Origin of the sequence: Streptomyces sp. NRRL B-24484, assembly GCF_000717715.1 — a bacterium.
Lineage (GTDB): Bacteria > Actinomycetota > Actinomycetes > Streptomycetales > Streptomycetaceae > Kitasatospora.
The window spans coordinates 11,581-31,919 of sequence record NZ_JOAI01000028.1 but is presented as its reverse complement, the minus strand read 5'-3'; the positions used below and the strand labels follow the sequence as shown (position 1 = coordinate 31,919).

Annotated in this window: 15 protein-coding genes and 1 riboswitch; of the genes, 8 read left to right on the top strand and 7 right to left on the bottom strand. The window is 74.8% G+C overall.

Features of this window, described 5'->3' with window-relative positions:
* Positions 1-363: 363 nt before the first annotated feature.
* The 7 genes from IE98_RS0124190 to IE98_RS44965 all read left to right on the top strand — a co-directional run bounded on the left by IE98_RS0124190 (position 364) and on the right by IE98_RS44965 (position 9,656).
* Positions 364-1,626: a phenylacetate--CoA ligase family protein gene (locus IE98_RS0124190; protein ID WP_030272261.1), complete on the top strand. Its 1,263-nt coding sequence runs from the start codon at positions 364-366 to the stop codon at positions 1,624-1,626.
* Positions 1,623-2,954: an MFS transporter gene (locus IE98_RS0124185; RefSeq protein WP_078661246.1), complete on the top strand. Its 1,332-nt coding sequence runs from the start codon at positions 1,623-1,625 to the stop codon at positions 2,952-2,954. The genes IE98_RS0124190 and IE98_RS0124185 overlap by 4 nt, the downstream gene beginning before the upstream one ends.
* Complete coding sequence (locus IE98_RS0124180; RefSeq protein ID WP_030272258.1) at positions 2,951-4,093, top strand: GNAT family N-acetyltransferase; 1,143 nt, start codon at positions 2,951-2,953, stop codon at positions 4,091-4,093. The genes IE98_RS0124185 and IE98_RS0124180 overlap by 4 nt, the downstream gene beginning before the upstream one ends.
* Complete coding sequence (locus IE98_RS0124175; protein ID WP_030272256.1) at positions 4,090-5,271, top strand: acyl-protein synthase; 1,182 nt, start codon at positions 4,090-4,092, stop codon at positions 5,269-5,271. Before IE98_RS0124180 ends, IE98_RS0124175 begins: the two co-directional genes overlap by 4 nt.
* Positions 5,268-7,793, top strand: a complete 2,526-nt coding sequence (locus IE98_RS0124170) for an acyl-CoA reductase (RefSeq protein WP_030272254.1) — start codon at positions 5,268-5,270, stop codon at positions 7,791-7,793. The genes IE98_RS0124175 and IE98_RS0124170 overlap by 4 nt, the downstream gene beginning before the upstream one ends.
* Before the next feature lie 121 nt (positions 7,794-7,914).
* Positions 7,915-8,346, top strand: a complete 432-nt coding sequence (locus IE98_RS0124165; protein ID WP_159401037.1) for a hypothetical protein — start codon at positions 7,915-7,917, stop codon at positions 8,344-8,346.
* Positions 8,347-8,492: 146 nt separating this feature from the next.
* The gene (locus tag IE98_RS44965; protein ID WP_052390895.1) at positions 8,493-9,656 is read left to right on the top strand and encodes a hypothetical protein; all 1,164 of its coding nucleotides are present in this window, start codon (positions 8,493-8,495) and stop codon (positions 9,654-9,656) included.
* Positions 9,657-9,676: 20 nt separating this feature from the next.
* Here the strand turns inward: IE98_RS44965 and IE98_RS0124155 are convergent, their stop codons facing one another.
* The 4 genes from IE98_RS0124155 to IE98_RS0124135 form a co-directional block, all read right to left on the bottom strand.
* Positions 9,677-10,294, bottom strand: coding sequence for a hypothetical protein (locus tag IE98_RS0124155; RefSeq protein WP_063748995.1), 618 nt, complete (start codon positions 10,292-10,294; stop codon positions 9,677-9,679).
* 55 nt (positions 10,295-10,349) lie between these two features.
* On the bottom strand, positions 10,350-12,344 hold the full coding sequence (locus IE98_RS49350) for a protein kinase domain-containing protein (protein WP_052390893.1): 1,995 nt from the start codon (positions 12,342-12,344) through the stop codon (positions 10,350-10,352).
* Between the two features lie 427 nt (positions 12,345-12,771).
* Entirely contained in the window at positions 12,772-13,551 is a 780-nt protein-coding gene (locus IE98_RS0124140) for a class I SAM-dependent methyltransferase (RefSeq protein ID WP_030272244.1), read from the bottom strand.
* A 105-nt stretch (positions 13,552-13,656) separates the two neighbouring features.
* Positions 13,657-14,370, bottom strand: coding sequence for an IclR family transcriptional regulator (locus tag IE98_RS0124135; protein WP_030272242.1), 714 nt, complete (start codon positions 14,368-14,370; stop codon positions 13,657-13,659).
* Between the two features lie 197 nt (positions 14,371-14,567).
* Positions 14,568-14,710: riboswitch (SAM riboswitch) on the bottom strand.
* Positions 14,711-15,041: 331 nt separating this feature from the next.
* Here IE98_RS0124135 and IE98_RS0124130 point away from each other — a divergent pair.
* The gene (locus tag IE98_RS0124130) at positions 15,042-17,588 is read left to right on the top strand and encodes an alpha-amylase family glycosyl hydrolase (RefSeq protein WP_052390892.1); all 2,547 of its coding nucleotides are present in this window, start codon (positions 15,042-15,044) and stop codon (positions 17,586-17,588) included.
* Positions 17,589-17,604: 16 nt separating this feature from the next.
* Here IE98_RS0124130 and IE98_RS0124125 read toward each other — a convergent pair whose 3' ends face one another.
* From IE98_RS0124125 to narJ, 3 genes are read right to left on the bottom strand one after another with little or no spacing between them, the layout of a single operon-like run.
* Positions 17,605-18,786 carry a molybdopterin molybdotransferase MoeA gene (locus tag IE98_RS0124125; protein WP_030272235.1) on the bottom strand — a complete coding sequence of 394 codons (1,182 nt, stop codon included), beginning with the start codon at positions 18,784-18,786 and terminating at the stop codon, positions 17,605-17,607.
* A gap of 50 nt (positions 18,787-18,836) precedes the next feature.
* Positions 18,837-19,571 carry a respiratory nitrate reductase subunit gamma gene (gene narI, locus IE98_RS0124120; protein WP_030272233.1) on the bottom strand — a complete coding sequence of 245 codons (735 nt, stop codon included), beginning with the start codon at positions 19,569-19,571 and terminating at the stop codon, positions 18,837-18,839.
* A complete protein-coding gene (gene narJ / locus IE98_RS0124115) occupies positions 19,568-20,338 on the bottom strand; it encodes a nitrate reductase molybdenum cofactor assembly chaperone (RefSeq protein WP_052390891.1) in 771 nt (256 codons plus the stop codon). Before narJ ends, narI begins: the two co-directional genes overlap by 4 nt.
* Between the last annotated feature and the right edge of the window lies 1 nt (position 20,339).

Genomic DNA, 20,339 nt, shown 5'->3' with positions numbered 1-20,339 from the left:
GGAATCCGGCAGCAGTACCTGAAATGTTTCCGGTTCAACTGGAATTCGACGCGCTGAGACGTATCTCACCACACCCTTGCGACGTACCCGAATAACCCCTGACCGCGGCTCAGATCACCGGCCGGCCGCCCCCTCGAAGGGCCCAGAGACTGCAATCCGTAGGCACATGAAGCTGCTAGCCTCTGTTTCATCGAGCGAGAAGCCAGACGCTCCTTACTTCGCGTCAACTCCTTGACGATCCGCACCCGTCCGACCTTTGCGGAGTGCCGGCAACAATCCGTCGCACCCGATCGTCCGGGGCGGGATCGCACCACGCCCGCGACCCGATCCGATCCGCACACGCATGCCCCAGAGCAGGAATCGATGCCCGTTCACCCACCGGCGGAACTCATTCGTTTCGTCCGCAGCAATTCACCCTTCTACGCGGAGCTGTACGCCGGCCTGCCCGAGGACACGGAGCGGCTGACCGATCTCCCGGTCGTCCCGCAGGCCGGGTTCTGGCGGGCGAACACGCCCCGCGACAACCGGCTGCTGACCGGCCCCCTGACCGAGGCCGTGGTCTTCAAGAGCGGCGGCACCACCGGAGCGCCGAAGTTCTCCTTCTACAGCCGCGAGGAGTGGCGGGAGTTCACCACCTCCTTCGGCAACGGCCTGGTCGACGCCGGCCTCCGGCCCGGCCACCGCGTCGCCGACCTCTTCTACGCCGGTGACCTGTACGCCAGTTACACCTTCGTGCTCGACGCGCTGCAGCACTCCCCCGCCGCCAACGTGCGGCTGCCGATCGGCGGGGCGGCGCCGCTCGCCTCCACCGTCCGGACCCTGGAGCAGTTCGCGGCCCAGGTGGTGGCCGGCACCCCGACGACCCTGTGCGCGCTGGCCGACCACCTCCTCGCCGACGGCCGCGAACTGCCGGACGTGGAACTGCTGTTGTTCGGCGGCGAGGGGCTCTTCCAGGACCAGCAGCCGCTGCTCCGCAAGGCCTTCCCCAACGCCCGGGTGTCGTCGGTCGGTTACGCCGCCGTCGACGCCGGCCTGCTCGGCCGCCCCGTCCCGGGCGAGGACACCCGGGTGCACCGGGTGTTCGCCCCGGAGACCGTGGTCGAGATCCTGGACGAGCACACCGGCGAGCCGATCACCCGGGAGGGCCTGCCCGGCCGGGTCGTCGTCACCGACCTGCGGCGACGGCTGATGCCCGTGCTGCGTTACCCCGTCGGGGACCGCGCCGAATGGACGGACGCCGCCGCCGGCCGCTTCCGCATCCTCGGCCGCGCCCAGGAGGGCGTCCGGGTCGGCCCGGTGTCGCTGTACACCGAGGACGTGCTCGACCTCGTCCGGAACGCCGACACCGCGGGTCTGGTGACCGGGGTTCAGCTGGTGGTGCGCCGCTGGGACGGCCGGGACGGCCTGGTGCTGCGCCTCGCCGGGAACGGCGGCCCCGACCGCCTCGCCGCGACGGCCGCCGCCGTCGCGCGGGCGGTGCACACCGCGCGGCCGCTCTACCCGGAGGCGGTCACCGCCAGCCACGTCCACCCGCTCTCCGTCGACTGGGTGCGCCACCACGAACTCGCCGTCAACTCCCGGACGGGCAAGCTGCTGCGCGTCCTCGACGAACGGCCGCACTCATGACCGCCACCGGAACGACCGGGCACGCCGAACCCACCGGAGCCACCGGGCGCACCGGACCGGACCGGACCGCCGGGACGGCCGGCCGCCGCCTGCCGCTCGTGCTGCGCAACCGGCGCTTCGGCGCCGTCTGGGCCGCCCAGGTGCTCACCCAGGCCGCCGGACGGATGTTCCAGGTCGGCGCGGTCTGGTGGCTGGTCGGCTACGCCGCCGGGCCCGACCGCGGCCTCGCCTCCGGCGCCTTCCTCGCCGTCAGCACGCTTCCCGCGGTCGCCCTGGTGCCACTGGTCGCCGCGGTCGTCGCCCGGTGCCCGCACCGAACGGTGCTCGGCACCTCGGCCGCCGTCGCCGGCCTGGCCGCCCTCGCCACCGCCGGCTGGACGTACGCCGCGACCCCGCCGACCGCCCTCGCCTACGGCGCCGCACTGCTGCTGGCCGGCTGCCAGGCGGTCTTCGACCCCTGCCTGACCACCGCCGTCCCCGACCTCGTCGAGGACGGCGACCTGGAGACCGCGACCGGCTTCGAACTCGCCACCCAGTCGCTCGCCGGACTCGCCGGCGGCCTGCTCGGACCACTGGTGGTCGACGCCGCGGGCCTGCCCGGCGTGGTCGCCGGCTGCGCCGGGGCCTACCTGCTCGCCGCCGCACTGATCGGCGCGACCCGGTTCCCCGCCGCCCCGGCCGCGGACGGCGGCGCAGGAACCGAACGGCGGCCGCTGCGCCGGATCCTGGCCGACCTGCCCTTCGTCCGACGGGTGCTGCTCTGCTTCACCGCGGCCAACCTCTTCACCACGGCCGTCTTCGTGGTGATGCCGCTGTACACCCGCGGGGTACTGCACGCCGACGGCACGACCGTCGCCGCGCTGGAGGCCGCCCTCGGCCTCGGCACCCTGGCGGGCTCGGCCACCGGCGGCCGCCTCCCCGGCGCGCCCACCGCGATCGGTGCGGGCTGCCTCGGCCTGATGGCCGCCGCCCTCGCCCTGCCCGGGCTGGCCGCCGGCCGGGCCCCCGCGCTCGCCGCGATGGCCGTCGCCGGCTGGTGCGTCGGCGTGATCGGCGTGCGGTTCGTGGCGCTGTTCCAGCGGACCGTACCGACCGAGGACCGGGCGGGCTTCTTCGCGGTGATGCAGGCCCTGCTCGGGGCCGTCCTGCCGGTCTCCTCGCTGCTCTTCGGTGCGCTCGGCGACCACCTCTCGCCGCGGACGCTCTGCCTCGTCCAGGCGCTGGGCGTGCTGCCGGTCGCCGCCGCGCTGTGGTGGACGGGCCGCCGGGAGCCGGCCTCGGACGCCCGGCCGATCGCGGACGCCGGCCCGACCGGGGGCGCGCGATGACCGTGACGATCGCCCCCGCCTGCCCGCAGGACGTCGCCCAGCTGCGGCAGCTCTACTTCGACGTGTACGGCCACGGCTACCCCGTCGCGCTCGGCAGCGACCCCGAGGAGATGCGCCGGCTGATCGCCGACCCGCACACCCACTGGCTGACGGCACGTCAGGACAGCGGCCGACTGGCCGGGTCGGTGGCGGTGCAGACCGACGCGGGCAGCCGGATCGGCAAGCTGGTCGGCCTGGCCGTCCACCCGGAGCAGCGGGGCGGCGGGCTGGCCGGGCGGCTGACCGCCGCGGTCTGCGCGGACGCCTTCGCCGGCGGCGCGCTGGACTCCGTCTACGCGACCGTCCGGGTGGTCACCCCGGGCCCCCAGCAGGTGTTCGTCCGCAACGGCTTCCGGGCCCTCGGCCTGCTGCCGAACGCGGTCGAGGTGGCCGGCTGCGAGAGCCTCGCCCTGTTCGCCCGGCACGCCGACGGCGTGCTGGCCCGGCGGGAGACCGTCGGCGCCGTCCCGGGCGCCCTGCTGCCGCTGCTGGAGGCGGCCCGGCGCAGCACCGGCCTCGACCACGGCCGCCCGCGGGCGGCCGTGGCCCCGGCCCGTCCGGCCGGCCGGAGTGCGCCGGTGACCGCGCCGATGGAGCTGATCGCCGCGCCCGGCTTCGTCCGCCGCCGGTTCCTGGAGCTCTTCCCCGACCCGGGCGCGCGGTTCTTCCCGCTGCACCTGCCGAACGCCGTGCTCACCCCGCCCGACGGCGCCTTCGAGGCGTACGCCGACCTGGACCCGGTCGCGGCGAGCTGCTCGCTGGTCGCCGTCCACCCGTCCCCGGCGGCCGTCGCGGGCGCGCTGGAGCCGCTGATGGCGGCCGTCACCCGCGCGGGCGCCGACTACGTCGAGACGCTGCTGCCGCTGGCCGACACCGCCGCGCTCGACGCCTTCCTCGCCGCCGGATTCATCCCGAGCGCCGTCTATCCGGCGATGCGCCGGATCGGCGACCGCTTCCACGACTACGTCGTCCTGTCCCGGACCAGCCGCCAGATCGACTTCCGGGCCACGGCCGCCGGCCCGCGGCTGCGGCCGTACCTGGAGTCGTACCTGACCGCCTGGACCTCGACCTACCTGACCCTTCCCGAGGTTGCCCCGTGACCGTCCCTCCGCCGAACCCGCATCTCGCACCGGTCGGGGTCCCCGACCCCGCCGCGCTCGTGCACCTGCAGCAACTCTGCGACCTGGCCGACCCGTACGCCGCCGGGCCGGAGGCCGACGCGCTGTTCGCCGCCGCCATGGCCGAGACCAACGCCTGGCACGCGCAGCGCTCGCCCTTCCTCCGCTCGCTGCTGGACGGGCCCGCCGAGACCCCGGCCCCGACCGTCGGCGCGGACGTCCGCGCCCCGCTGGTGCACGCCAACTTCTTCAAGCGGCACGAGGTGCTGTCGATCCCGCGGGAGGAGGTGTTCCTGCACCTCACCTCCTCCGGTACCACCGGCCAGAAGTCACAGATGTTCTTCGACACCTGGACGATCCGCTCCGCCCAGCGCATGGTCGCCCGGATCTTCGACCACTACGGCTGGATCACCCCCGAACAGCCCGTCAACTACCTGCTGTACAGCTACGAACCGGCGCCGCAGCTGAAGCTCGGCACCTCCTTCACCGACAACTACCTGTGCGACTTCGCCCCTGCGCACCGCACCGCGCACGCCCTGCGGCACACCGGCAGCGGCCACGAGTTCGACGTCCACGGCTGCATCGAGGCCCTGCAGCGGTACGCCGCGGAAGGGCTGCCCGTCCGGATCCTCGGCTTCCCTGCCTTCCTGCACTTCACCCTGGAGCGGATGCGCGCCCTCGGCCTGCCGCCGCTGCAGCTGCCCGCCGGCTCGCTCGTCCTGCTCGGCGGCGGCTGGAAGGGCCACACCGACCGGCAGATCGGCAAGGAGGCGTTCTACGCCGCCGTCACCGAGCAGTTGGGGATCCCCTCCGACCGGATCCGGGACACCTTCGGCTCCGTCGAGCACTGCGTGCCGTACATCGAGTGCGGGCACCACCGGCTGCACGCCCCGGTCTGGTCACGGGTGGCCGTCCGCGACACCCGCACCCTGGAGCCGCTGCCGTACGGCGAGCCCGGCTTCCTGCACCTGGTCTCCCCGTACATCACCTCGGTGCCCGCGCAGAGCGTCGTCATGGGCGACCTCGCCTCGCTGCACCCGGGCGACGCGTGCCCCTGCCCGCTGACCACCCCGTGGTTCACCGTCCACGGCCGGGCCGGGATCAGCCGCAACCGCACCTGCGCGGCCGCCGCCGCCGAACTCCTGAAGGGAATGTCGTGACCACCGCACCCCACTACTGGCAGGGCGCCTTCGTCGACGACGAGGAGGCCGCCCGGCGGCTCGCCGACCTGCCCGCGCTGGCCGCCGAGGTGCTCGCCGAACCGCTGCCGACCGAGACGGTGCTGGACGCCTGCGTCCGCCTCGCCGACACCCTCCGCGCCGAGGGCGATCCCGCCAGGTCCCGCCTGCTCGCCGAACTCGCCGCCGACGGCCTCGACGCCGCGGAAGCGGCCGCCGTGCTCGCCGAGATCGCCGGGGCGGTCGACCGGCCCGCGCTGGAACGCAAGCTCCGCCGCGAACTCGGCGCACTGCGCCCCGAACGCCTCGTCCGGCCCGACGCCCGGGAGACCGTCTTCGAAGCCTGGGCACCCGTCGGCCTGCTGGTCCACATCGCCCCGGGCAACGCCGCCGCGGTCGCGCCGCTCAGCGTCGTCGAGGGCCTGCTCACCGGCAACCTCAACGTGCTGAAGACCAGCAGCGGCGACACCCTGCTGGCCCAGTACCTGCTCGCCGCACTCGCCGACGCCGACCCGACCGGGGCGATCGCCCGGCGCACCGTCGCCCTGCGCTTCCCCTCCGGCCGCACCGACTGGCTGCGCCTGCTCTGCGGGCCCGCCGACGCGGTGGCCGTCTGGGGCGGCGAGGAGGCCGTCCGCTCGGTCGCCGAACTCGTGCCGCCCGGCTGCCGGTTGGTCGAGTGGGGCCACCGGATCTCGTTCGCCTACCTGACCCGCGACGCCTGGTCGGACACCGCCACCCTGGACGCGCTCGCCGCGGACGTCTGCCGCCTCGAACAGCAGGCCTGCTCCAGCCCCCAGGTGGTCTACCTCGACACCGAGGACGAGACCGAGGTCTTCGCCTTCGCCGACCGCTTCGCCACGCGTCTCGCCGCCGCCTCGGCCGCGTCGCCCCGCCCGGTCCTCGACCCGGCCGAGCACGCCGAGATCACCACCGCCGAACTGCTCGCCCGGCTGGAGGAACACCTGGGCCTCACCCGGGTCCTCGCCGCCGAGGACGGCTCCTGGCGCGTCCTCGCCGACACCCGCCCGGCCCTCGCCGCCTCACCGCTGAACCGCAGCATCTGGGTCAAGCCGCTGCCCCGCGCCTCCGTCATGGCCGTGCTGCGGCCGATGCGCCGCTACCTGCAGACCGCCGCGATCGGCGCCGACCGCGGCGACACCGCCCGGCTCGCACAGGCCGTGCTCGCCGCCGGCGTCCTGCGGGTCACCCCGGTCGGCGCCATGCTCGACAGCTACCACGGCGAACCCCACGACGGCGTCTACGCGTTGCAGCGCTACAGCCGCCGGGTCGCCGTCCGCACCGGCACCGCCTTCGCCACCACCGCCTGCCTCGACGACCTCGCCGGGCCCCGGGCCCTCCCCGCCGCGCCGGACGGGCCGCTGCTCGACAAGCCCGGCGTCCAGGAGCAACTGCGCGCCCTCGCACCCGAACACGCCCACCTGTACTTCCGCAGCGGCGGCAGCAGCGGCGCGCCGGCACTGTCGGTGTTCACCAACGCCGACTACGACACCCAGATGCGGGCCGGCGCCAACGGCCTGCTCGCGGCCGGCTTCGACCCGGCCGAGGACCGCGCCGCCAACCTCTTCTACTGCGGCGGCATGTACGGCAGCTTCATCAGCTTCTTCTCCATCCTGGAACGGCTGAACGCCACCCAGCTGCCGATCGCGGCCGGACCGGACCACGCCGCCACCGCCGAGGCGCTCGTCGCCCACCGGGCGGACACCGTCTTCGGCATGCCCTCCTACCTCTGGCAGCTCTTCCACGACCAGGGCGCGGTGCTGCGCGCCTACGGCGGGATCCGCAAGGTGTTCTACGGCGGCGAGCACTTCACCGCCGAACAGCGCCGGGTGCTCACCGAGGAGTTCGGCGTCGAGTCGATCCGCTCGGCCGCGTACGGCAGCACCGACCTCGGACCGCTCGGCTACCAGTGCACCCACGCCGAGGGCTCCGTCCACCACGTCCTCACCGAGCTCCACACCCTGGAGATCCTCGACCCGGAGGCCGACCGGCCGGCCACCCCCGGACAGCCCGGCCGCCTCGTCTTCACCACCCGCACCCGGGCCGGCCAGCGCCTTGAGCGGTACCAGATCGGCGACCTCGGCCGCAGCGTCGACGGCCCCTGCCCCTGCGGCAGCCACACCCCCCGGATCGAACTCCTCGGCCGGTACGGCGACGTCGTCCGGGTGGGCACCTACTTCCTCAACGTCCGCCGCCTCACGGCGGTGGCGCAGGAACACCTCGGCTACCGCGGCGAACTCCAGCTGCTCGTGGACGCCGACCCCGTCCGCGAACACCTCACCGTCCGCCTCGACGAGCGCTACGCCCCGGCCCCGGAGGCCGCGCTCGCCGTCCTCCTGGACGTCGTCCCCGAACTGGCCTCGGCCACCGCCGAGGGCCTGCTCACCTGCACCGTCGAAACGGCCCCCACCACCGCCTTCGACCGGACCCCGACCAGCGGCAAACTCCGCACCGTCGTCGACCGCAGGCCGTCCACGGCCTGACGGCCACTGCGTCCCGGCGCCCTGACTCCCCCACGCTCTGCGGGTGTCGGGGCGTCGGCGCCGTCGGGGGCGTCGGGGCGTCCCGTGGAACCGTCCGCCGGTGCGGGCCGTCCTCCCCACGGTGAACGAGCAGCACCGCACCGGCCCCGTCCTCACCCACCTCAAGGCCGCACCGCCGCCCTGGAACGCCTGGGACATCCCCGGCTGGCGCGAGGACAGCCGCCTGCGGACCTTCTACACCTACTTCCTGCACCCGAACGTCGGCCTCGACCTGGCGGAGGAGAGGCGGCTGCTGGCCCGCGACCGGGCCTACGCCGAACGGCTGCGCACCAGCCTGGAACACCTGCTGGAACAGCAGCCCGCCGACCTCGGCACCTGGCACTCCATCACCAGCCACGACCTCCAGTTCCGCTCCGAGGGCGAGATGTACGGCTACCTCCTCGACCTCCACGCCTACTTCTTCGGCGACCGCCCCACCCCACCCGAGGACCCCGACCCCGACCGCCCGTTCCCCCCGCCGCACTGGTCCTACTGGTCCCGCTTCGTCCGGTAGAACCCCGCGATCCCGACGAGGCGTGTGAACCGGCCAACCGGCCCGCCGAAGCGGCGAATTGTCGCCGATCGGGACTGTCGCTCCGCTTCGTACACTGGAGGTTCGAGTACGCCGTCGACCGTTTCCGCCGATGTGAAGGCGAGGCCATGACCGACTCCTCCGTCCCGCTGCCACGACAGCGCAGAGTCCCCCGCCGCCGCCCCCTCGACGGGCCCGAGTCCCTCACCGGCAGACTGCTGATCCAGGTCGCCGCCCGCCGGGTGGGACAGGTGCGGGGCCGGCTCGACCCCGCCCTCAGCGGCCTCGTCATCAGCGGGCCGGACGCCCTCAGGAAGACCGCGGCGCTGCGCGACGAGGGCCACGAGGGCGTCGTCCTCGCCGATCCGGCCCGCTACGGGGACGGTGTGGCGACGGCGGACGAGCCGTTCCTGTCACCGGCCGACCAACTGCCCGCCGCCGATCCGCTCGGGCAGGCCGTGGAGGACCAGCTCGGCGCCGGCGCGACCGCGGTGCTCACACCGACCGGGTACCTCCCGGCCACCGACACACCCGCACTGATCGCGGCAGTACGGCAGTTGACCGCACGGCAGGATCCGCGGATCGTCCTCGTCCTCCCGATCGACGTCGGATGGCTGCGCCCGGAACGGGTCGACCGACTGATCGACGTGCTCGGCACTGCACCGGGCGCCAAGGCGGTCATGCTGGGCGGCCGGAAGGACCCGCTGGCGAGCTTCCCCGAGGCCGTCACCGGGCTGGCGCGGGTGGTGTCGGACGTACCGGATGTCGCCCTGCTGCGCGCCGACCTCGCGGCCTTCGGCGCGCTGGCCCGTGGAGCGTCGTTCGCCGCCTACGGCGAGTCGAGCCGGATGCGGCACGTCGTGCCGCCCGGTGAGGCAGCGGGGCGTCCGGGGTTCTCGGACTCGCCGTCCGTGCTCCTCCCGGAGTTGATGGGGCTCTTCCTCGGGACCACGATCGCACGCCGGTTCGCCGCCACCCGGCCGCCGGTGTGCGAGTGCGCCGCCTGCGGAGGCCGGCCGCTGGACAGCTTCACGACCCGCCTCGACGGCGTGCCCGCCTCCCGGCACAACACCGCAGTGCTCATGTCCTGGCTGCGGAGCCTGCGGGCCCTGCCCCCGGGGCCGGACCGGCAGCGCTGGTGGCAGCAGAAGTGCCGCGCCGCCGTGGACCTGTACCCCGTGGTGAACGCGGAGATCCGACAGCCGCAGGGCTTCCCGGTCCCGCCCCAGCTCCACCGGTGGTCGGTCCTGGAGGCGGTGCCCTCGGCACCGGCCGGTACGGCATCGGACTGACCGGCGCACGGCAACAGGGCTCAGCGCAGACGCTCGTACAGGCCCTCGGCGAAGTGCCAGGCCGCGGCGGTGTGCCGCTGCGGACGGTACTCCGCCGGGGCCAGCACCGAGCGGATCCCGTCCGGGCCGCTCAGCAGCACTCCGATGCCGTAGAAGGAGGCGTCCATCACGGCCGCGTCCAGCTCGGGGCCGGGCAGCCGGTCGAGCAGGACCGCCCTGCTGCAGAAGGGAGCGAAGCGGCCCGCGCGTTCCAGGCCGGTCCGCCAGTCGGCGGCCCGTACGACCGCCAGGTCCACGGCGAGCGGCCTGACGGCCCGACGGGTCACGGTGCCGCCGTCGAACTCGGCTGCGCCGCGCGGCAGGCGGCGCAGCACGGCCCGCTCCCTGCTCCCGAGCGAGTCCACCGGCACCGGCAGGTCGACCGGGAGGGCGAGCAGGCACTCCAACGCAGCGAACCCGTCGAGGCGTTCGGCATCCGCGGTCCGCCGCCGCGCGTGTTCGGCGGCATCGATCCGGTGGAGCACCAGGGCGCGTGTCCCGAGCACCGGCAGCACGGCGCCCTCGGTGTCCGCGGAGACGAGCGGCAGCGCCGTCTCACGCACGCGCTGCCACACCGTCCGGTTCGCCGTACCCGCCATGGCCCCAGCCTGCCCTACCGACCGCCACCGCCACGTGACGCCCCCGCGGTCGGGGTCACGGCGCTCCGGAGGAGACCCAGATCCGGACGGTGCCGCCGGGGTCGATCCGGCTGAAGCTCCCCGGCTCCTGGCGGAGGACCTCGCCGCTCGGCCAGATCGGGTCGGGGGTGCTCTGCTCCGCCAGCTTGAAGTGCCCGATGTCGGCGCAGAGGCGGGCGTCGGCGACCTTCATGTGTTCCAGTGCCGGGGCTTCGGGCCGGTCGCCGGTCGCGCTGTCGCAGCCGGCGAGGGTGCCGACGGCCCTGGGGTCGCCGCCGGTGGAGATCCAGACCTTGACGGTGCTGCCGACGGTGGTGTTCTCCGATCCCGGTTCCTGGCGTGCGACCTGGCCGGCCGGGGTGAGGCGGTCCTGGACGGTGCCGGCCTCCTCCAGCTTGAGATGGGCGATGTCCGCGCAGGTCCGGGCGGCGGTCAGGGTCCGCCCCTTGAGCCAGGGGGTGGGGACCTTGCCGTGCTGCTCCTCGACCTCGCAGTTGGCGAGGTCCCCCTTCGCCCGGGGATCGCCGCCCGCCGACACCCAGACCGTGACGGTGCTGCCCCGCCGGACGGACTGGGAGGTCCCCGGCTCCTGCCGGACGACGGTGTCCTTGTTGTAGGTGCTGCCGGTGGTGGTCTGCCGGTCGATCTTCAGCCCGGCGATCTCCGCGCAGGTCTGCGCCTCGGCCGGCGACATGCCCGAGAACGAGGGCGGGGAGAAGCCGTCGTCCCCGAAGGTCAGCGGGTCGCACGAGGAGTACGGGCCGGTCGCCCGAGGGTCCGGGGTGTGGGTGGCCGTCCGGAACCCGAAGGGGTCACCGAAGGTGGTCAGGGCCCAGGCGACCGCGACGACGGGCACCAGGGCCAGACCGGCGATCCTGGCGTTGCGCACCCGCCGCAGCTGCGCCTGCCGCCGGATCGCGACGTACCGCATGCCCTCGGCGAGGGCGTCGGCCGTAGCCGCGTCGTCGGCACCGGCGAACGCCCCGAACGGCCAGGACGGACCGGCACCCGCTCCGGCACCCGCGCCCCCGCCCCCGGTGGGCGGAGCCTCGTCGTCCGCGACCCCGACGTGCTCGGCCGTGACGGTGGGAGCGGAGTGCAGCGGACGCGTCGGCGCCCCGCCCGCGGCGGCCCGTCGGACGTCCTCGGCCATGGCGCGGGCGTTCTGGTAGCGCCCCGCGGGGTCCTTGCGGAGGGCGCGGGCCACCACGGCGTCGACGGCGGGCGGCACCGCCGGGTTGATCGAGGACGGCACCGGCGGCGGCTGCTGGACGTGCTGGTACAGCACGCTCATCGCCGACTCGCCGTCGAACGGCAGGGTGCCGGTGACCAGTTCGAAGAGCATGCAGCCGACCGAGTAGAGGTCGGAGCGGGCGTCCGCGGGACGGCCCTGCGCCTGTTCGGGCGAGAGGTACTGGGGCGTGCCGAGCACGGTGCCCGTGCGGGTCATCGCGGTGGCGTCCGACTGCAGCGCCCGGGCGATGCCGAAGTCCATCACCTTGACGGTGCCGTCGGCCGTCGTCATGACGTTGGCCGGCTTGATGTCCCGGTGCACCAGCCCCTGGCGGTGGCTGCACTCCAGGGCGTCCAGCACCGCCGCGGTGACCGCCAGCCCGCGGTCCAGCGGGACGGTGCCGCCGGGACGGCCCGCGGCAGCCTCGCGGACGAGCTCGCGCACCGACCGCCCCTGCACGTACTCCATCACCATGAACGGCACCACGCCGTCGGGCCCGGTGTCCTCGCCGCTGTCGTGCACGGCCACGATGTTGACGTGGTTGAGCGCCGCGACGGCCTGCGCCTCGCGGCGGAAGCGTTCGCGGAAGGACGGGTCGCGGGCCAGGTCCGGATGGAGCGTCTTCACCGCGACGGTGCGTCCCAGCACCGTGTCGCGGGCTCGGTGCACGGACGCCATGCCGCCCTCCCCGAGCGGCGCCAGCACCTCGTAGCGGCCCTGCCCGGCCGAGCGGATCGGCCCCGCCGTGTGCAGGCCCTCGGTCTCCTCGACGTCCATCGCCCCCGTCTTCCCCCGTCGCCCTCGCGGCGCGGGGCCGCCACCGCGTGAACGTCGACTCCGGTGGGGCCCGTCGGCCGGGCGTGATCAGCCCCCGCGCTCGACGTCCCTGACCGGCCGTCACCGGCGGCCCCGGCCGCGCGGCGGGCATGGTGTGCATGACAGGCGACCGTACCGCGCCGACCGCGGCCGGCGCGAACCGAATGCGTGCACGACTCGACCCGGTCCCGACGGGTCGCTATCGGAACATGCGGTCACCGGCGGTGGCCATGCGGTGGGTGGCGCCGTGCCGGTTCACCCAGTCGCGGACCAGGTTCACGGCGTTGGCGCACGGGACGGACGGGCCGGGAGCCGGATCCGGCCATGCACCGACGCCCCCGCGCCCCGCGGCGGGCCCACGACGGGACGCCGGGTGCGGACGAGGGCCTCACAGCCTCCGGGTGCGCAGGACGGCGGTGAGCATCGGCAGGACGAACTCGCCGTCGGCGGTCTCCGGTCCACCCGCCAGGAACGCGCGGATCCGGCCGAGAAGGGCCGCCCGCTCCGGCTCCGGCATGACCAGCAGCCCGGCCCGGGTGGCGAGCGAGGCGACCAGGGAGTCGGCCGTGCGGCGCTGCCCGTGCGGGAACTCCGCCTGCTCCGGCGACCCGAACCGAGCGTCCCCGCCGGCCTTCGGAAGGTGCATGGCGGCCGTCTCGGCGCGCCAGGCGGCGGGCGTGTCACGGGGGCCGACGGCCGCGCTCCCGGCGGTCCGCGCCAGCCCGGCGACCCACCCGACCCGGTCGTCCAGCAGGTTCCACAGGCCGGCCAGCACGCCGCCGGGTGCGAGGACCCTGGCGATCTCGGGGCCCGCCACGGCCATGTCGAACCAGTGCATGGCGTTGCCGGCCAGCACGGCGTCGACGGAGGCGTCCGGCAGCGGGATCGCCTCGGCGTTGCCCTGCAGGGCACGGACGTCCGGCAGCGAGCGGCGCAGCTCGGCCAGCATCGCCGGGTCGGGCTCGACCGCGACGACCTCCGCGCCCAGCGCGAGCAGCCCCGCGGTCAGCTTGCCGGTGCCGGCGCCGAGGTCGAGCACCCGCGGGCCGGGCACGGGGTCGAGCGTCCAGCGCACCGCGGCCTGCGCGTAGTCGGGGCGGTGCTCGGCGTAGGCGGTCGCCGCGGCACCGAACGACGAGGCGTGGAGTGAGCGTTCGTCCTGATTCACCCGCCCACGCTAACTGACGAACGGTCAGGCGGCCCGACTGCGCACCGAACCGGCGGCCGGCCCGCGGGTGTTCCGCGGGCACGGCCCGGCGGCCCGGCGGGCCGGTCAGGGCTGGCGCAGGGCTTCGCCGAGGCGGCCGGCGGCCTCGACGACGGCCTGGGAGAGCCGGGCGCCGGGGTGGCGGGTGAGCCGTTCGATCGGGCCGGAGACCGAGACGGCGGCGACCACCCGGCCGGCCGGGCCGCGGACGGGCGCGGAGACGGAGGCGACCCCGGCCTCGCGTTCGCCGATGGACTGGGCCCAGCCGCGGCGCCGCACGCCGCTGAGGGCGGTGGCGGTGAAGCGGGCGCCCTGCAGGCCGCGGTGGAGGCGCTCGGGCTCCTCCCAGGCGAGCAGGACCTGCGCGGCGGACCCGACCTTCATGGGCAGGGCGATACCCACGGGGACGGTGTCGCGCAGGCCGGAGAGGCGCTCGGCGGCCGCCACGCAGATCCGCACCTCACCCTGCCGGCGGTAGAGCTGGGCGCTCTCACCGGTGGTGTCCCGCAGGTGGGCCAGGACCCCGCCGGCCGCGGACAGCAGGCGGTCCTCGCCGACGGCCGCGGAGAGTTCGGCGAGCCGGGGGCCGAGGGCGAACCGGCCCTGGAGGTCCCTGGCGACCAGGCGGTGGTGCTCCAGGGCGACGGCGAGCCGGTGGGCGGTGGGCCGCGCCAGGCCCGTGGCGGCGACCAGTCCGTTCAGGGTGGCGGGTCCGGCCTCCAGGGTGCCGAGGATCGAGGTGACCTTGTCGAGCACGCCGACGCCGCTCGTGTTCTCCATGGGTGGGTACTCCGTCTCAGATCCCGTGAGCGACGGGCAGGGCCCCGCTCACGGACGCTCCACGGGGGGAGCGGGGGTGGTCAGCGAGGACAGGCCGGAGAAGTCGGCCGATTGCCTGCGGCTGCCACGGGACGGGTACGCGGAGAGACCGGGGTGGGAAGCGCCCGGGCGAAGGACAGCACAGAGAGCACCCTGTCTCCTCATCTTTCCCGCGCCACAGTGGCGGCAGGCCGGAGTTGGCACTGATCCCGGACGGCGCGGCGCGTACTTCGGACGCCGGTTCGACCGGGGAGCTGCCGGGGCTTCGTAGGGCCGGTCCCTCCACCCCTCTGGATGATTCGCGAGGAACCATACAAGATTCCCCGGGCGGCCCGCCAAACCGCCCCGCCCGTTCCGGTCCGCTCCGGTCCGCCGGCGGCGGCGCCACCGCACGGCGAATCCCCTTGCTGCAAATTGCAGAAATCTCGGACGCCCCGACTTGACGTGTCCTCAGGACGGCGGGATCGTCGGTCGCGCGACGCACCCCACCGCCCTCCGCGGGCCGGGATCGCCCGTCCCACCGGTCGGCGACCCCCCGCGGCACCCCCACCCGCCCCTTCACCGGGACGGCCGCGACGCGCCCCCACACGCCGTCGCGCCGACGTCCCGGACCGCCCGGGAGGCAGTCCCCCATGGCTCACACCTTTCCGCGCGCAAGACCGGCCAGGACGGCGTCGTTCGCGGCGCTGATCCTGCTCGCCACCGCCCTCGTGTCGCTCACGGCGTCCCGGGCCGACGCCGCACCGGCCGCCGTCAGCCTGCCCGGAACCTTCGACAGCGAGATCGGCTGCTCCGGCGACTGGCAGCCCGACTGCCCCCGGGCGCAGCTCGCACCGCGTTCCGACGGACGGTGGGCGGCCGCCTTCGCCCTGCCCGGCGGCAGCTACGAGTACAAGGTCGCGATCGACAACGGCTGGACGGAGAACTACGGCGCGGGCGGTGCGGCGGGCGGCGCCAACCTGTCCGTGACCGTGCCCGCGGGCGGCGCCTCGGTCGCGTTCGTCTACGACCCGGCCACGCACCTGGTCGACAGCTCCGTCCGGCCGGTCGTCACCGGCGTCGGCGACTACCAGTCCGAACTCGGCTGCGGCGCCGACTGGGCACCGACCTGCACGACCACCACCCTGCAGGACCCGGACGGCGACGGCGTCTCCACCTACACCACCACCGCGATCCCCGCCGGGGCGTGGAACACCAAGGTCACCGTCGGACAGTCCTGGACGGAGAACTACGGCGCCGGCGGTGCGGCGGGCGGCGCGAACATCGGCTTCACCGTCCCCGCGGACGGGGCGACCACCACCTTCTCCTACGACTCCGCCACGCACCTGACAACGGTGCGGAGCACGGCGCCGGCCGCCACCCCCACCATGCTCGGCGCGGTCTACTCCCCGACCGGCACCACCTTCCGGCTCTGGTCGCCCGACAGTTCCGACGTCAGCGTCAGCGTCGGCGGCGCCGCCCACCCGATGACCCCGGTGGCCCTGAGCGGCTACTCCGCCGTCTACCAGGCCGTGGTCGGCGGCGACCTCAAGGACCAGGCCTACCAGTTCTCCGTGGGCGGCACCGCCGTCCGCGACCCCTACGCGCAGATGGTCAGGCCCGGCACCACGCAGGGCGTGGTGGTCGACACCGCCGCCGTCGCGCCGACCGGCGGCAGCCGGGCCCCGCGGCCCGCCCTCGCCGCCCGCGAGGACTCCGTCGTCTACGAGTTGAGCGTCCGCGACTTCACCGTCGACCCGAGCTCCGGGGTCGACCCGGCCAAGCGCGGCAAGTTCCTCGGCCTGGTGCAGACCGGCACCACCACCGCCGGCGGCGCCAGGACGGGCATCGACCACCTCAAGGAACTCGGTGTCACCACCGTCCAGTTGATGCCCTCGTTCGACTTCGGCAGCACCCTGCCCAACTGGGGCTACGACCCGGTCGACTACAACGTCCCCGAGGAGCAGTACTCCCAGTTCAGCTCGCCGGAGGACCGGATCCGCGAGTTCAAGGACATGGTCGACGGGTTCCACCGCAACGGCATCCGCGTGGTCATGGACGTGGTCTACAACCACACCTACGACAAGAACGTCTTCGGCGGCATCACCGGGAAGTACTACACGCCGAACGACCTGTCCGCGACCGGCAACTCGATCGACGACGGCAACCCGATGGTCAGCCGCATGATCCGGGACTCGCTGGAGCACTGGGTCCGCGACTACGACGTCGACGGATTCCGCTTCGACCTCGCCGGGGTGCACCGCTACAGCAGCGTCTCCGCCTGGGCGGACTACCTCAACACCGCCTACCCGGACCGCAACCTCCTGCTGTACGGGGAGCCGTGGAGCGCCGCCGCCGACCCGCAGGAGGCCCAGAAGGTGCGCTACGGCACCGTCCCGGCCCTCGCACCGGCGCACGTCGGCGTCTTCAACGGCGTCTACCGGGACGCGATCCGGGGCGGCACGGACGACGACGTCATGGCCTACATGGGCGGTTCGGGCAACCCCGGCGCCATCGCCTTCGGCATGCGCGGCTCACCGACCGACGCGAAGAGCACCGCCGTCCTGTCCGACCTGTGGAGCCCGGCGTTCGCCTACGACCCCGAGCAGACCATGAACTACGCCTCGATCCACGACAACCTGAACCTCTACGACAAGATCACCTACTCGGGCGCGAGCGGCGGCGCGGCCGGAACGGCCGGCCGGATCGACCGGTTCGCCGTCGGCATGGTGCTCACCTCCCAGGGGATCCCGGTCATCGCCGAGGGCGACGAGTTCCTCCGCTCCAAGGCCGTCGGGGGCGACTACACCACGGCGAAGAACTCCTACGACGCCCCCGACACCGTGAACGCGATCCGCTGGGGCGACAAGACCGCCAACGCGGCCGTCTTCCGCTACTACAGGGACGCCGTCGCGCTCCGGAGGGCCGCACCGGCGCTGCGCCTCACCGGCTGGGACGCGGTGCACAGCCAGATGACCGCCCAGGTGGACGGCTCCGTGGTGGTCGGACGCATCGCCTCCGACGCCGCGGCTCCCACGAGCTACGACACCGTCGTCGTCGACAACCCCACCGGCAGCACCTACACCGTGGCCCTGCCGCCGGGGACGTGGACGAAGGTCCTCGACGGCGACGGCGCGGCCTCCGCGACCGGCGACACCGCCTGCGCCGGCCTCGCGGTGACGGTGTTCCGGAGGAACTGACACCGGGTGCGGCCGGTCAGTGGCCGGTCAGCTCCAGGACCTCGACCGTGGTGCCGCCGGCGACCCCGCCCGGCGGCACCACCGCGAGGGCGTCGGCGAGCGCCGGACCGCGGAGCATCGCCGGCCCGTCGAAGCCGAGCGGCACCGCGCCGCCCCCGGTGAACGCCACCGGCAGCAGCCGGGTGTCCCGTGCACAGCCCGGCAGGTCGGCGGCGGCGACGACCCGGCCGGACGGGTCCGGCCGGCCCGCCAGCCGCCGGAGCAGCGGCAGGGCGAGGGTCACCGCGCCGGCCACCGCGGCGAGCGGGTTGCCGGGCAGGCCGACCAGGAGGCGGGCACGACCGTCGGCGGCGGGCGGCAGTTCGGCGAGCAGCATCGGGTGCCCGGGCCGTACCGCGACGGAGTCGACCGGCAGCCGGGCGCCCAGCCCGCCGAGTACGTGGTGCAGGAAGTCGACCGGCCCGGCCGCGGTGCTGCCGGTGGTGACCACGACGTCGGCCGTCGAGCGGCGCAGCGCGGCGCCCAGCGGCCCGGTGTCGTCCGCCACCCGCCGGATCCCGGTCACCTCGGCGCCCGCGCTCCGCAGCAGGGGCGGCAGCAGCGGGCCGAGGGCGTCACGCACCCGGCCGTCCCGCGGGAGGCCGGAGGTCAGCAACTCGTCGCCGAGCAACAGGAGTTCCACGGTCGGCCGGCGGTGCACGGTCAGCCGGTCGTACCCGGCGGCCGCCGCGAGGCCCAGCACGGCCGGAGTCACGGTGGTGCCCGCCGCCAGCAGCAGGTCGCCGCGACGGCACTCCTGACCGCGCGGCCGGACGTCGCGGCCCGGGGCCGCCGGCTCCGGTGTCCGCCAGTACAGGATGCCGTCGGGTGCCGTCGTCCGTCCGTGCTCGCGGCGCAGCACGGACGTCGTACCGGGCGGCACTCGGGCGCCGGTGGCGACGGGTACGGCGGTGCCGTGGTCGAGCGGCGCGGCCTCGGCGCCGCCCGCGAGGACGCCGCCGCCGCGCAGTCGCCACGGTCCCGTCCCGGCCACCGCCCATCCGTCCATCGCGGAGGTGTCGAACGGGGGCAGGTCGGTGAGGGCGGTCAGCGGCTCGGCGAGGATGTCGCCGAGGGCGTCGGGGAGGGCCCGGCCGACGGCGGGCAGCGGCCGCCCCGCACTGTTCCGGGCCGTCTCGCGCGCCGCTTCCCAGGTCATGGCCCCGGCTGTGGTGGCGTGTTCGGCGCGGGTGCGCAGCGTCGGCCGGTTCACCGGGCACCGCCGGTCGCGGCGGGGCGCCGGCGGTAGACCAGGTAGGGGCGGACGAGGTAGCCGACGGGTGCGCTCCACACGTGCACCAGCCGGGTGAACGGCCAGGCGGCGAAGAGCAGGCAGGCCGAGAGCGCGTGCAGCTGGAACAGCAGCGGGGCGCCGGCCATCGCCTCGGGGTGGGGGTGGAGGGCGAACACCCCGCGGAACCAGATCGAGACGGTGGATCGGTAGTCGTAGCCGCCGCCGGCGATGTTGTGCACCGCGGTCGCGGCGAAGCCGAGCAGGACGGTCGCCGACAGCAGCGGGAAGAGCAGTTTGTCGCTGCGGTCGGTGACGACGCGGATCCGCCGGTTCAGCAGCCGGCGCGCGCTCAGCATGCCCAGCCCGGTGATCATGGCCGTGCCGGCGACCGTGCCGAGCGAGACGGCCGTCAGGTGGTAGGCGTGCTCGGAGATCCCGGCCGCCTCCGTCCACGAGGCCGGGACGGCGAGGCCCACGACGTGGCCGCCGATCACCGCGAAGGCGCCCAGGTGGAACAGCGGGCTGCCCCAGCGCAGCCAGCGGTGCTCCAGGAGCTGGCTGGTGCGCGAGGTCCAGCCGAACTGGTCCTGCCGGTAGCGCCAGACGTGTCCGACCGTGAAGACGGCCAGGCAGATGTAGGGGAAGGCGACCCACAGCAGCAGGTCGGCGCCGGTGGCGGGCGCGGCGAGGGGGGTGCCTGCGGGGCTCATCGGTGGCCCTCCTTGGTCCTGGTGGGCAGGAGCGGGATCAGTGTCGGAGGGGCGGGCTCCGGGGGGACGAAGGTCTGCGGCGGTGCGAACAGGTCGCCGCCGTACGGGTCGAGACCGACCTCCTCGGTGGGCGGGCCCGCGGCGGCGAGTTCAGCGACCGCCGCGAGGTCGGCTGCGGTGGGCGGCGGGAGGAGGGTGAGGAGCGCGGCGAGCAGGTGCCGGTAGGGGGAGCCGGCGTCGGCCAGCGAGTGCCGGATCAGTTCGAGTCCGCGCCGGTGCTGGCGCAGCGGTGCCTCGCCCGCGCCGGTGCCTTCGAGGGCGGCGAATTCGAGGACGACCGGGAGGTGGTCCGGGAGTTCGGCGGCGTCGGCCTCCCAGCCGGCGGCGCGGTAGCGCTGGGCGAGGGTGAGCAGGGCGGTGCCGCGGCGGCGGGTGTCGCCGTGCAGGTAGTAGGTCAGGTAGAGGCTGCTCCGGCGGCGCAGGTCGAAGACCTCGACGTAGTGGCGTTCCAGGGTGTCGGGCGGCTGCTCGGCGAACCAGGCGGTGAAGGCGGCGATCCCGGCGGCGGCCGGGGACGGCTCCAGGGAGCCGACGGCGGCGACCAACTCCGCCCGTCCGACGACGAGTTCGGCGTCGGGGTACTGGAGCAGCAGGGAGAGCAGTCGCAGCAGGAGCAGGCGCTGCTCGGTCTGCTCGGCCTGCTCCGCCGGGCCGGCCGGACGGGTCCGGCGGGCCCGGCTCAGGATGCCGATGTGAGGTGCGTTCATG